Source organism: Neobacillus bataviensis (assembly GCF_019969725.1).
The window spans coordinates 457,399-470,660 of record NZ_JAHXYW010000003.1 but is presented as its reverse complement, the minus strand read 5'-3'; the positions used below and the strand labels follow the sequence as shown (position 1 = coordinate 470,660).

Below are 13,262 nucleotides of genomic sequence, written 5' to 3'. Positions count from 1 at the left end.
AGAAGGTGTTTGTTGTATAACAACACCGCCGTTCCAAGGCCTATTTCTAAAAATAAGAAGACCATTCAAAAACTGATTTTCTCCTCTTTTAATGTAATATAATAGGAGGTGTATAAAGAATAAGAATTCCTAAGAAAGGCGGACAAGTGATGAATCAATATTCTGATGAATCCAAAGCTTTAGAGAGTCATCCGGCCTGGTTACAAAGTTACATTGATTCTCCCGAAAAGCAAAGGCAATTATATAAACGGACTTTGATAATCGTAGTTATTTCCCAAATTTTTGGAGGAGCCGGACTTGCAGCAGGCATTACTGTGGGAGCCCTCCTGGCACAGGACATGCTAGGTTCGGATAGTTTTGCAGGGGTTCCGGCGTTCTTATTAACTTTAGGTTCTGCTGGGGCTGCACTCATTGTAGGGAGGCTCTCCCAACGTTTTGGACGCCGAACGGGACTTGCGGCGGGATTCATGACTGGTGGTTTGGGTGCAATTGGCGTAATCCTAGCAGCATTAACCCATAATGTCTTTCTGCTATTTTTTTCTCTCCTAATCTATGGAGCTGGTAGCGCTTCGAACCTGCAAGCGCGCTATGCAGGTTCCGACTTGGCCACCAGTTCACAGCGGGCAACTGCCATCAGTATAGCATTGGTATCGACCACGTTTGGTGCGGTAGCAGGTCCCAATTTAGTAGGTGTCATGGGCCGGTTTTCTGAATCAATCGGTGTTCCTGCCTTAGCCGGCCCCTTTATTTTAGGCGCTGCTGCTTTTCTTCTCGCTGGTTTGGTGCTTGCAGCTTTTCTTCGCCCAGATCCCCTTGAAGTCGCGAAAGTCATAAGAGCTGTGAAAAGAACAGATGAAGAGCATATTTTTGTTGAGAATAGCAATAATGGAAAAATAAAAAATCGGGGCATTGTGGTAGGGGCTGCCATCATGATATTAACCCAAATGGTAATGGTTGCGATTATGACTATGACACCTGTTCAAATGAAGCACCATGGACATGGCTTGAGTGAAGTAGGACTGGTTATTGGCATCCATATTGGCGCCATGTACCTGCCATCATTGGTAACTGGTATTCTAGTAGATAAGATAGGACGTACTGCGATGGCTATCGCTTCCGGAGCCACTCTCCTTGCGGCTGGCGTTCTCGCTGCGAGTGCACCTTCCGATTCCATGATGCTCCTAGTCATTGCCCTTGCTTTGCTTGGACTTGGCTGGAACTTTGGATTAATAAGTGGGACCGCACTCATCGTGGATGCCACACATCCGTCTACCCGTGCAAAGACCCAAGGGACAATAGATGTCTTCATTGCTTTATCAGGGGCATCAGGGGGAGCACTTTCAGGAATTGTTGTAGCACAATCCAGTTATACTACACTTTCTCTGGCCGGAGGCTTCCTTTCACTTCTGCTTATCCCAGTCGTGATCTGGTCTAAACGTTCTAAAAATTAAAGGCAAAGCTAAATCATTTATTTTCTTTGTTTCTGTTTGTTATTATGAAGGCAAAAGGAGATGATTAGTAAATGGCGAAGCAAACCCGGATCGGTAAGACAGATTTATATGTTAATCCTATTGGACTCGGAACCAATGCTGTAGGAGGACATAACTTATTTCCAAACCTCGATGAGGAAGCTGGCAGAGATTTAGTCCGTGCAGGTCTAGCATATGGAATTAACTTCTTAGATACAGCATTCATCTATGGTATCGGCCGCTCTGAAGAAATTATTGGTGAAGTGGTAAAAGAAAGGGGAAATCGTTCAGATATTGTCATCGCCTCCAAAGCCGCTCATAAATTTGTCGGGAAAGATATTGTGCTGGACAACTCACCTGCCTTTTTAAGGCAATCCGTCGAAGACAGTTTAAAACTCCTGCAGACGGATTACATCGATTTATTTTATATTCATTTTCCTGATAATGATACGCCGAAGGATGAAGCGGTCGGGGCATTGAAGCAATTGAAGGATGAAGGAAAAATCCGAGCGATTGGTGTATCGAATTTTTCGATGGAACAGTTAAAAGAAGCTAATAAAGATGGCTATGTTGATGTATTTCAAGGGGAGTATAACCTCTTGAGCCGCCAGGCAGAGGAAGCTTTATTTCCTTACATGATAGAGCACCAGATTTCCTTTGTTCCGTTCTACCCGCTAGCTTCGGGATTATTGACCGGTAAATATGACAAAACAACCGAAATAAGTGAAAAGAATCAAAAGAGACCGAATTTCCAGGGTGAAAGGTATCAACAGAATCTGGGAAAAATAGAGCAGGTTCGTCAAATTGCTTTGGCAAAAGGTGTGGAAGTATCTCATGTCATCCTAGCTTGGTATTTAACCAGGGAAGCCATTGATGTCATAATTCCAGGTGCCAAGCGGGCAGAACAAGTGCTTCATAATCTAAAAACCTTAGAAGTTCAGCTGACTGCTCAAGAAATTCAAGCTATTGATCGGATTTTTTCCTAATAATTAAATATCTATTTCAAAAGTGGGGGCAATCCCCACTTTTTTCTATTTCCCCTCAATTTGCCAATTTCCTCCGACTTTTTACGCATTTTTGCGTTTTGTAACAATAAATTAATATTTTGGCTGTATAATAAAAACTTGTTATTACTACAAGGAGGAATATTTAAATGGAATGGACTTTAGCCGGATTGTTTGTGATATCCGCATTCTTATTAATCTTTTCTATTTTAAAATCTACACGTGCTGCAAAGGTAGAACATAATCAAATTGATTTGATTCATATATCTACGATGAAAGAAATTAATTCTTTACAGGAGTCCATACGCAATCTTGAGCTTGACAATGTAGTCTTGATGAAAGAAGCAGGGGTTCAACTCACTTCTGAGGAAATAGTTCTTAAGCGTGAAGTACTGGATTTATTTAGTCGCAATTATTCATTGGAAAGCATTGCAGAAATGAAACAAGTGTCCGTCAGTGACATCGAAAAGATCGTTGCCCCTTATCAGGGATTAAAGGATGAAGGGAGAAAAGTTGCCAATGAGAATTAACTTATTAAGCAGCTTTGCAGCCGGAATTCTTATTACGACAGCTATATGTGGTACTGTTTACTTTACTGATAACAGTAAAGTCGCGAAAGCATCTGCCAAACCAGCTGAAATCCAAATCCACACTTTATCTGAAAAAGAAATGAAAGAAAAGCTGGCAGCCGCCGGCTATGTTATTCAAACGAAAGCTGAATATGACAAGAGCGTGAAAGATGCAAAGACAGCAACACAAAAACAAACTCCTGCTGAAGACGCCAAGTCGACTAAAGCAGTCACGAAATTAATAGTGAATGTATCAGAAGGTATGACCAGCATAGACGTCGGCAATATGCTAGTTAAAGCAGGATTGGTCCCAAATGCCTTCAACTTCTCCAAAGATATTGAGAAAAGAGGGCTAATGAACAAATTGCGTCCTGGTACATTTGTGGTAGATAGTAATATGACTTACGACCAAATTGTCGGAACTATTTTTAAGTAATTTAAAAAAGTGCGAAGAACAACGGAAATAGCGTTGTCCTTCGCACTTTTTTCTTATAGAAAAAATAAAAAAACTAAATCTGTTAAGACTGTAATTAGGAAAAGGAGGGAGATGATAACATGAACGAACCTTTTAATTATTCGGACATTTCTTATAACGAGGTCATTTTCTATTTAGAATCCAAATGGGGGCGTCAGTTAAGTGATCATGAACGAAAAGTATTAATTGAGGGATATCGATTTGGCAGGTTGGTCGAGGCCGAAAATGAAATCAAAATTCTGTTTACCGAGTAAAATTCTAATCCAAAACACTTTGAGGCAGTTTTTTTGAACTTTCTAAATATTATCCCTATAATCATTATTATTACATAACAAAAAGGTGTGTACAGGCAAATGAAAATTGTAGCGATTGTAGGTAGTTTGAGGAAAGGTTCTTATAATAGGCAGCTAGCTAGCACTATTCAAGAGAGACATGCCCAAAAATTTGATTTGGAAATTCTAGATATTGGCCAGCTGCCGCATTATGATCAGGATACAGAATTGAATCCATCTGAATCAGTTACTGTTTTTAAAAGAAAGGTAAAAGAGGCTGACGGAGTCATCATCATTACTCCTGAATATAACTGGTCAATTCCTGGTGTATTGAAAAATGCACTTGACTGGTTATCCCGTGTTGATAAAGTACTAGTCGGAAAACCTGTTATGACGGCTGGTGCAGCGACAGGTTTAATGGGAACACTTCGTGCACAGCTTCATTTGCGTCAAATCTTAACGGCTTTGCAAGTAAAGCTTTTGCCGCCGGTGGGCAACGAAATACTTATTAATCAAGCTTCTGCTAAATTTGATGATGCAACTGGAAGGTTAGCGGATGAAGCTACACTTAAATTTATCGATGATGTAACTGACCGGTTTGTTGATTTTATATCAGAATAAAAATTAAGGTGCCTGACCCCAATGCTTTAATGTATTAACGCAACGGAGGTCAGGCACCTTTTTCAAAGGCAGGAGATATAATTTGCTTGAACTAACACCTGTTTTAGATTATAAAAGCGATAAACCGTTATACCTGCAATTATCTAATTATGTGAAACAGGAAATTTTATCAGGTAGAATCAAACCGACGGCCAAATTGCCGTCAAAACGAAATTTATCCCATTACCTGGGGTTAAGTCTAAATACTATTCAAGCTGCCTACGATCAGTTATGTGCGGAAGGGTTTGTGGAAAGTAAACCACGGAAAGGGATATTTGTAGCACCATTTGATGAAAACATTTTTTCTATTCAAAAATATCCAACTCACTTAGAAGTGAAAAAGGAGCCCTCAGAGACGAATGTTAAGATTGATTTCAATTCGGGCAGGGTCGATTTAGTTCATTTTCCATTTTCTATCTGGCGAAAATTAACGATGCAAGCTTTGTATGACGATCAAAAAGAGATATTTAATAACGGCGATCCTAAAGGGGAAAGGCTTTTACGGGAACAAATTGCCATACAACTTTTTGCATCGAGGGGTGTTAGGTGCTCACCTGATCAAATTATTATTGGTGCAGGTACACAGGTTCTCATGGGGTTATTATGTTTGTTAATTGGGCGAGAAAACACCTGTGCACTCGAGAATCCTGGTTTCCATCGAACAAGAGTGGTCTTACAGGATTTAGGCGTCAGTACGCTTCCCATTTCGCTAGATGAAAGTGGGATCAATCTTAAAGAATTAAAAGAAAGTAGTGCCACTATAGCCTATGTGACACCATCACATCAATTCCCATTTGGAATGGTCATGCCGATAAAGCGGAGAATAGAATTGTTAAAATGGGTAGAAGAGCAGTGCGGTTATATTATTGAAGATGATTATGACGGTGAATATCGGTATAAAGGCAAGCCAATCCCCTCGTTGCAGGGGTTGGATCCAAATGGAAGAGTCGTTTATTTAGGTACATTTTCAAAGTCCTTGATTCCATCCATTCGAATAAGCTATATGGTTTTGCCAGCGGCCCTTCTTTCGAAATATGAAGAGCGCTTTACCATTTATAAGCAGACAGTCTCGCGGCTTCATCAAAATACCCTTTATCATTTTATGAAGGATGGACATTGGCAGAGGCATTTAAACAAAATGAGAACGCTATACCGAAATAAACAGGCTGCATTAATGGCAGCTATAAAAAAACATTTAGGGGAGAAGGCTCAAATAATTGGGGAAAATGCCGGACTTCATATTGTTTTGGATGTGAAAAATAATATGCTTGAAAAAGAGTTAATTTCTTCGGCTATGAATCTAGGAGTAAAAGTATACCCTTTGTCGACATATGACTATGAGTTAAGTTCAGTCGATGGGTCCCAAGTTATTTTGGGTTTTGGTGGTTTATCAGAGTATGAGATTGATAAAGGGATTCGGTTGTTAAAAAATGCGTGGAAGCTTTGACAGACAAAGCCCCCTGGTTAACAGGGGGAAATATTATTGTTTTAGTGTTTTTAAAATGGCCGCTTCAATAAGTTCCCACCCTAGGATATTTTTTAGAAAAAGATTTTTCTTAACTTCTTTCCCGATTGGATATCGGAGCTTAGGCGATTTTGGCTGTGACGCAATTTGGGCAGCTAGTCTCGCAACTTCTAATGGATTTCCATGAGATGTTTTGCCGCTTTCAATTTCATTTAGAAGACTCTTCATATAGGAAAAGTACGGGGAATCCGCCTTGATTTCCATCAGATCAACGCTAGACCAAATATTCGTTTGATATGAACCGGGCTCGATTAAGGAGACATCGATACCAAATGGTTTCAGCTCAAGCCTTAAGCTTTCACTATATCCTTCAAGTGCGTGCTTGGAGCCTGAATAAGCGGACAGTCCCGGAAATCCCATTCGGCCGCTAATACTGCTCATATTGATAATTCTACCTGCCCTTTTTGCTCGCATAAATGGAAGCACTGCATTAGTCACCGCAATGACACCGAAAAAGTTGGTTTCAAATTGCTGTCGATATTCTTCAATCGATAGCTCTTCGCTAAAGCCTCCAAGTGCGAACCCCGCATTGTTTACTAGAACATCTACTGAAGGATAGCTTGATAGCAGGGTCTTAAACTGGTTAATTGACACGGATGAAGTAACGTCTAGTGGTTCAATATTAATGTATTCTGATACATTCTTATCTTTTGCCAAGTCTAACAATGGTTTTGCTTTTTTGACATCTCTCATAGTTGCAAGTACCGAAAATCCCTCAAGTGCAAGTTCAATTGCACATAATAAACCAAAGCCGCTAGAGGACCCTGTAACGATTGCAGTCTTTCTTCTCATGTATTACTCCTTTTATATATATCTTTTCTTTTATTAAAACTTATCACGCTTATGGTTGTATAGAAAAAATTTGGAGTCATAGAAAAAGGGTGCCCGATTTGGGCACCCTAATTTTGAAATCACAGGTTAAAAATTCTGTTGATTTCGCAATGATTGTTCAGCATAAGCAACGAGACGTTTGGTCATTTCGCCGCCGACTGAACCGTTTGCTCGTGCGGTCGTATCAGCACCAAGCTGCACTCCAAACTCGTTGGCGATTTCTTCTTTCATTTGATCCAGAACATTATCTGCACCAGGAACCAATAGTTTGTTTCTAGCCATGATACATCACTCCCGACGAATTTTTTTGAGCAATTTAAAATTGCTCGTATATAATTTAACCTAAATAAAAAACATAATTCGGTCATAAAATGGAAATGCAAAAAAGAATCGTTTATACCGTAAATATTGAGTAATAGAATAATATATTGTAAAGTACTTCCAAAAGAACGAGGTGGAACCGATGGATTTTTGGAAATCGATATCTAATGAGGTCAAATCTACTCAATTAGAGTTCAACAATCAGTCCAAAACAAAACAGCTCATTATTGGTGCTCTTTTTGCAAGTATAGCGGCTATTTTCCAAGCGGCAGGCGGTTTATTGCCAGGAGTAGGGTATTTTATTAGTCCGTTTGCCACAGCCCCAGTCCTCTTTTGTTCCTTGCTTTCGCTTCCGCTCGGAATCGCGTCTTATGTCCTGACAAATTTATTGCTGCTGATTCTTCAGCCCAGCGAACTCATCGTATTTCCGTTTACTACAGGCCTCCTTGGACTTGGAATCGGTGTAGGTTTTTTCTTTTTTAAAAAGAGAGTGAACATTGTTTTAACAGGAGCAATTCTGTTGACCCTTGGAATTTTGAGCCTCCTGTATGTTTTCCATTTTCCTGTACTTGGTCCAGTCTCCTCTGATTCCTTCTCAACTGTTACCACTGTTCTCATTTTTTTGTTTGCATTTATTTATAATTGGATATGGGTTAACCTTGGACTATTCATTTTTAAAAGATTAAAAAGAATGATTACCTCGTAAATTTCCAAGGTTAATTCCGGAGCAAGTGTTAATTTTGAAGCGTTGCATCAATTATGATAATGCCTTTGGGAGAATCGAGATTCTCTTTGAGAATATGTTCAAATTCAACAAGGTTATCTGTTCTAAAACCCTGGATGCCAAAACTCGCAGCTAATTGAACAAAATCTGGGTTTTGAAACGTTACGCCATAACTTGTTCCAAACTTTTTGTTCATTTGTTGGACCTCAAGCTTTAACATCCAATCATTTAATACAATGATGATAAATGAAAGTCCAAGACGTTTAGCCGTCTCGATCTCAGCAAAATTCATAAGGGCGCCGCCATCGCCGGTTATGGCAATGACAGGATCTTTCGGACAAGCTAGTTTAGCTCCAATGGAACCAGGAATAGCGATTCCCATAGACGCCAGCCCGTTAGAAATGATTAATCGGTTCGGCTTTTTAGGCTGATAGGTTCGAGCAATGGACACCTTATGGGCTCCGACATCAGAAATCAAAATCGTATCTTCAGAAGAAATATTTTCAATACTCTGGAGTACATTTTCAATTGTAAAAGGCAGGGCGTTTGGGTTGTTTGGCATTTGGGTAATTTGATAGGCTTCTTTTATTTTTTTCTGGAGATTCCCAGATGGTTCCCAAGGTTTTGCAGGGATTTCCGTTTGATTAAGGAGTTGAAGTGTCTTTTTCAAATTACCAATGAGTTCAGCTTTTACAGGATAAAATTCATTTATTTCAGCAGGCAACGTATCTATATGTAAAATAGGGCGTTTTTGTTTATTCCAATCCTTTGGCAATTGTTCTACAAAGTCAAAGCCTATCACAATCAGTAAATCTGCTTCTTCTAGCCCAGTTAAAACTTCATCGTTCTCATTAAAGCCAAAAGTATAATAATTTAAAGGATGGTTTTTTGGTAAAATGCCTTTTGACATAAAGCTGTTCGTTACAGGTGCTTGAAGGGTTTCAATTAAGGTCTGCAGCTCAGGGACAGCATTTTGCCTAATTACTCCATTTCCAATAATCAAAAATGGTTTGATATGGTTCTTAATTAAATGAATAGATGCCTTTATTGCTTCTGAAGGGGGAACACTCTCTGGTAACTCAGTGACTGGCAGTGGTTTGTTTGCAATCATTTGAGTTGAAAAATTTTCGGGCATTACGATAGCTGCAGGGCCTGGTTTTTCCATTTTTGCCGTATGAAAAGCTTTTCGAATAATTGCGGGAACGGATTGGGACTCCAAAATTTGGGTGCTCATTTTTGTCACAGGTTCTAGTAACTTCACTAAATCAATATATTGATGGGATTCTTTATGTTGCCTTTCGACACCTGCTTGGCCGAGTAATGTGACAACAGAAGAATGATCGAGGTGGGCGCTGGCAATACCGGTTATTAAATTGGTTGCACCTGGCCCGAGCGTCGCGAAACAAACACCCACTTTTTTAGACAACCTTCCATAAACATCTGCCATAAAAGCTGCACCTTGCTCGTGTCTGACATTTACAAACTGGATTTTCTCTGATTTTGATAACGAATCAGCAAAATCAATTGTTTCCTTGCCAACCATTCCAAATACAAATTCCACATCTTCGTTTTCTAAACATTGAACGAGAACATCTGTAACTTTCATTGCTTCCTCCTAATAACTTTGCATTTAGTTAGTTCTAGTTTTAGCTAATTCATTTGTAATCATTAGTGGAGAAGCAGACGATTCCTCACCAAAATGGTAAAATTGATAAAAATAATGGAATTCGATAGAAAAAGGGGATCAATCATGCAAAATGAACCACAATATGTCTGGTACGCAAGCTACGGTTCGAATATCAATGCAGAAAGATTTTTATGTTATATAAAAGGAGGGCGACCGGTGGGTTCTGCAAAAGTAGAGATAGGGTGTAAAGATCCTTCGCTTCCCATTGATGAGACAACCTTCACGATAAATTTACCCTTATACTTTGCAAAGGAAGCCGGAAAATGGGAATCACAAGGAGTTGCCTTTTTAGGCTTAAACCAAAATACCGAATATAAAACACTAAGTAAGAAGTATTTAATCACGACCGACCAGTTTTTGGATGTGGTCAAACAGGAAAATAATGGAGTAGAATTTAATCTTGATTTAAACGAGGTTAAAACGGCAGGTTCAAAAATATTTCGCAGACAATCTTGGTATGGAAATGTGATGTATTTGGGAGAAGATAACGGGTACCCAATTTTTACCTTTACAGCGCCTTGGGATATAAAGGACGTGGAATGGAAAAAACCATCACGTCCTTACCTATTAACGATAGTTAATGGATTAAAAAAAGATTTTTCGGAAGAAGAAATCTATAATTATTTTAAAAATAAACCCGGTATAAAAGAAAACTATGCTGATGAGGAGTTAGCGGCCATTATTTTTCACAAATGAGTTACTGGAATACTAAGGGACTTTAATCAACTTTAAAGACTAAAATCGGTCACGTAAAACCAATCTACGTGACCGATTTCAATGTTTTTCGTAATTAATGTAACGTTAAACATTTTTAGATGCCCGTGTTCTTCGTTTCAGCCGCATTTCGCTCAAGTAAAATTCTATTATTAACCTTTCTTTCACGCGAAATCCCATACCAAACTAAGATGATTCCAATTAATACAAATATAGGCTCGAGCCAGTTAGCTTCGGGACCGTTGGTGATACGATGAAGCTGGAATATCCAATGGAAGACCACAATATCGAAGCTTAAAAATAATCCTGTTGCTACCGTGAATCCATTGAAAAAGGCCTTCGAAAAGAAACGATGAAAAATGGCCATAAAAATTAAAAGGACACAAATTCCAAAAAAGACTGCTCCGATACGCTGACTGGCAGTTTCGGCTTTCATTCCAAAAGCAAGGGCGTCTATTAAATGGAAAAGAAAGTCTGTTAGAAAAAACGCTGTAATCGCACCAAGTATTTTCACGAAATAATTCTCCTTTATTAAAAATTTAGTTTCTCTCAAAATTATATTGTAATATAAATATGTTGTTAACAATAAAAAATTTTTTGATAAACTAAATGCTTTTTAAAGGGGGAGCATAGTTGAATAAACAAGGAGTTATTTCTCTGGGAGAAGCGTTTGTAGATTACATTTCGATTGATAAATCGAATACAAAATATGAGAAGCTGCTTGGTGGTGCGACTGTTAATGTTGCAGCGGGAACAAGCAGATTAGGGGTTCCAGCCTATTATTTATGTAAATTAGGGACCGATGAAACCAGCCAATTTGTCGAGCAAGAATTGAAAAAAGAGAATATCAATATTGAATTTTGTGTCCAAACTCCTAACAAAAAAATTTGTGGAGTTTATGTTCATCTTAATGAAAATGGTGAGCGATACTTTCACTCTTATATAAATCCAACACCAAATGAAGTCTTGACAGAAAACCAACTGAAACGTGAACTATTTGAGCGTTCGAAAATCTTCTATTTTGGCTCGGGAACTCTTTTTCAAGAATCAGCAAAACTCACAACTCGGACGGCAATCAACTATGCAAAGGCATTCAATACTCTTATTGCTTTCGATGCCAATATCCGCTTAAAACGCTGGGAAAGTGAGGATCAATGCCGGAAAACGGTCCTCTCTTTTTTACCATTTGCGGATATCATAAAAATTGCTGAGGATGAACTTTATTTTTTAACGGAGACGGAAAAAATGGATGATGGGATAAAAATATTATCCCAATGGAAAATACCTTTTGTATTTATAACAATGGGAAGCAAAGGGGCATACGCCGTAAATAATGAAACGAAGATTTTTGTCCCCGGCATCGAAGTAATGGCAGTGGACACAACCGGAGCAGGAGATGCCTTTATGTCAGCATTATTGTTTAGTTTTCATGAAAAAGGGAACCCGCAAGATTTATCACGATTAACCGAATATACTCAATATGCAAATCAAATCGGTGCAATCGCGACAACCAAAAGAGGTTCCTTATCTGCATTCAATATTTAATTGTTTCGATCGAAATTAATTGTGAAAGCGAGAAAATGTTCGCATGTTATCATTTTTGCCTTAGAAAAAAGATTTCACAATTTCATGTTGTTGGTTGCACTCAGTGCACGTATATTCGATTTCTAAAGCGTCTTCCCTTACCATGTGTTCAGTTTCTTTATTACATTTTTCACAATATAAGTTTCTCGGTATTTCAATCATGTTATCAACCTCATTTAGAAAATATTTATTAGGTAATAATATTGCCCGTTTTTGGAAATTGATGTTACAAAAATAGAAAATATAAAAAGTAGAAAAGGTGTCATATGAAAAAAATCATAGTCATTGGCGCAGGGATTTTGGGGGCATCTACCGCCTATCATCTTGCTAAATCAGGTGCAGATGTAACATTAGTGGATCGCGATGATACCGGACAAGCAACAGATGCCGCTGCCGGGATTGTTTGTCCTTGGCTTTCCCAAAGGCGGAACAAAGCATGGTATCAGTTAGCAAAAGACGGGGCCCGGTACTATCCTGAATTAATTGCTCATTTAGAAGCGGATGGCGAAAAGGAAACTGGATATAAGCGTGTTGGGGCAATTAGTCTTCATACGGATTTTGAGAAGCTAGAACAAATGGCGGAACGAGCAAGAAAACGCCGTGAGGATGCACCCGAGATTGGTGAAATTACAATTTTGTCACCTGCAGAAACAAAGGAACTTTTTCCACCAATTTCAGGAGAATATGGTTCTGTACATGTTAGTGGGGGAGCACGTGTTAATGGGAGAGATTTACGAAAAGCGCTAATTAATGCATCCTTGAAGAATGGTGCTAGATTCTTAAGAGGAAATGCTTCTATTATTTCAACAAATAACCGCATTTCAGGAATATGTCTTGCTAAAGAAACATTGGTTACAGACACGGTTATAGTTACATCCGGTGCCTGGGCAAAGGAAATATTGGAACCGCTTGGGGTTCATTTTCTTGTCAAACCACAAAAGGCACAAATAGTTCATTTAGAAATGCTAGAAGCAGATACGAGTTCATGGCCGGTTGTTATGCCTCCCAAAAATCAGTATATCCTAACTTTTGAAAATGGAAGGATTGTTGTGGGTTCCACACATGAAGATGAAGCGGGTTTTGATACTCGAGTCACAGCAGGGGGAATGGGCGAAATATTAAGCAAGGCCCTAGAGGTGGCTCCTGGTTTATCTAGCTGCACCTACCTTGAAACCAGAGTAGGGTTCAGACCTTTTACGCCTGGATTTTTACCGGTTATTGGATTTTTGCCGCAATATGATGGTATTTTAGTTGCCAATGGGTTAGGAGCATCAGGACTAACAAGCGGACCCTATCTTGGAGCAGAACTGGCTAAACTAGCTTTGGGCAAACAAACGGAAATTGATGTCAGCCTTTACGATGTTAAAGGAGCAATTGGAGAAAGCTAACGAAGGTAATTTTCTTGTCCTAGGGAAAACGCCGTTTCT

At 39.0% G+C, this 13,262-nt stretch carries 15 protein-coding genes; 11 read left to right on the top strand and 4 right to left on the bottom strand.

Annotation, left to right across the window (positions count from 1 at the left end):
- Positions 1 to 149: 149 nt before the first annotated feature.
- From LC455_RS10700 to pdxR, 7 genes are all read left to right on the top strand, one after another.
- Entirely contained in the window at positions 150 to 1,451 is a 1,302-nt protein-coding gene (locus LC455_RS10700; protein WP_223590672.1) for an MFS transporter, read from the top strand.
- Between the two features lie 71 nt (positions 1,452 to 1,522).
- Complete coding sequence (locus LC455_RS10695; RefSeq protein ID WP_223590671.1) at positions 1,523 to 2,455, top strand: aldo/keto reductase; 933 nt, start codon at positions 1,523 to 1,525, stop codon at positions 2,453 to 2,455.
- Positions 2,456 to 2,622: 167 nt separating this feature from the next.
- Entirely contained in the window at positions 2,623 to 3,003 is a 381-nt protein-coding gene (locus LC455_RS10690; protein WP_223590669.1) for a hypothetical protein, read from the top strand.
- The gene (locus LC455_RS10685) at positions 2,993 to 3,478 is read left to right on the top strand and encodes an endolytic transglycosylase MltG (RefSeq protein ID WP_223590665.1); all 486 of its coding nucleotides are present in this window, start codon (positions 2,993 to 2,995) and stop codon (positions 3,476 to 3,478) included. Before LC455_RS10690 ends, LC455_RS10685 begins: the two co-directional genes overlap by 11 nt.
- Before the next feature lie 119 nt (positions 3,479 to 3,597).
- On the top strand, positions 3,598 to 3,771 hold the full coding sequence (locus tag LC455_RS10680) for a hypothetical protein (RefSeq protein ID WP_223590662.1): 174 nt from the start codon (positions 3,598 to 3,600) through the stop codon (positions 3,769 to 3,771).
- A gap of 99 nt (positions 3,772 to 3,870) precedes the next feature.
- On the top strand, positions 3,871 to 4,410 hold the full coding sequence (locus LC455_RS10675) for an NADPH-dependent FMN reductase (protein ID WP_223590660.1): 540 nt from the start codon (positions 3,871 to 3,873) through the stop codon (positions 4,408 to 4,410).
- An 82-nt stretch (positions 4,411 to 4,492) separates the two neighbouring features.
- A complete protein-coding gene (gene pdxR / locus LC455_RS10670) occupies positions 4,493 to 5,896 on the top strand; it encodes a MocR-like pyridoxine biosynthesis transcription factor PdxR (protein WP_223590658.1) in 1,404 nt (467 codons plus the stop codon).
- Between the two features lie 33 nt (positions 5,897 to 5,929).
- On the opposite strand, the gene LC455_RS10665 is transcribed toward pdxR, so the two are convergent.
- Both LC455_RS10665 and LC455_RS10660 read right to left on the bottom strand, forming a co-directional pair.
- Positions 5,930 to 6,766 carry an SDR family oxidoreductase gene (locus tag LC455_RS10665; protein ID WP_223590656.1) on the bottom strand — a complete coding sequence of 279 codons (837 nt, stop codon included), beginning with the start codon at positions 6,764 to 6,766 and terminating at the stop codon, positions 5,930 to 5,932.
- 126 nt (positions 6,767 to 6,892) lie between these two features.
- Positions 6,893 to 7,087, bottom strand: a complete 195-nt coding sequence (locus LC455_RS10660; RefSeq protein ID WP_223590653.1) for an alpha/beta-type small acid-soluble spore protein — start codon at positions 7,085 to 7,087, stop codon at positions 6,893 to 6,895.
- 181 nt (positions 7,088 to 7,268) lie between these two features.
- Between LC455_RS10660 and LC455_RS10655 the strand changes: the two genes are divergently transcribed.
- Positions 7,269 to 7,832: a hypothetical protein gene (locus LC455_RS10655; RefSeq protein WP_223590650.1), complete on the top strand. Its 564-nt coding sequence runs from the start codon at positions 7,269 to 7,271 to the stop codon at positions 7,830 to 7,832.
- A 28-nt stretch (positions 7,833 to 7,860) separates the two neighbouring features.
- Here the strand turns inward: LC455_RS10655 and LC455_RS10650 are convergent, their stop codons facing one another.
- Positions 7,861 to 9,456 carry an acetolactate synthase large subunit gene (locus LC455_RS10650; RefSeq protein WP_223590647.1) on the bottom strand — a complete coding sequence of 532 codons (1,596 nt, stop codon included), beginning with the start codon at positions 9,454 to 9,456 and terminating at the stop codon, positions 7,861 to 7,863.
- 144 nt (positions 9,457 to 9,600) lie between these two features.
- On the opposite strand from LC455_RS10650, the gene LC455_RS10645 reads away from it, so the two are divergent.
- Positions 9,601 to 10,233: a hypothetical protein gene (locus LC455_RS10645; protein WP_223590644.1), complete on the top strand. Its 633-nt coding sequence runs from the start codon at positions 9,601 to 9,603 to the stop codon at positions 10,231 to 10,233.
- Positions 10,234 to 10,348: 115 nt separating this feature from the next.
- Here the strand turns inward: LC455_RS10645 and LC455_RS10640 are convergent, their stop codons facing one another.
- Positions 10,349 to 10,765 carry a DUF2243 domain-containing protein gene (locus LC455_RS10640; RefSeq protein ID WP_223590641.1) on the bottom strand — a complete coding sequence of 139 codons (417 nt, stop codon included), beginning with the start codon at positions 10,763 to 10,765 and terminating at the stop codon, positions 10,349 to 10,351.
- A 119-nt stretch (positions 10,766 to 10,884) separates the two neighbouring features.
- Here LC455_RS10640 and LC455_RS10635 point away from each other — a divergent pair, with 119 nt between their 5' ends.
- Both LC455_RS10635 and LC455_RS10630 read left to right on the top strand, forming a co-directional pair.
- Positions 10,885 to 11,796, top strand: a complete 912-nt coding sequence (locus LC455_RS10635; RefSeq protein ID WP_223590638.1) for a carbohydrate kinase family protein — start codon at positions 10,885 to 10,887, stop codon at positions 11,794 to 11,796.
- A gap of 305 nt (positions 11,797 to 12,101) precedes the next feature.
- Entirely contained in the window at positions 12,102 to 13,223 is a 1,122-nt protein-coding gene (locus tag LC455_RS10630) for an NAD(P)/FAD-dependent oxidoreductase (RefSeq protein ID WP_223590637.1), read from the top strand.
- Positions 13,224 to 13,262 lie beyond the last annotated feature (39 nt).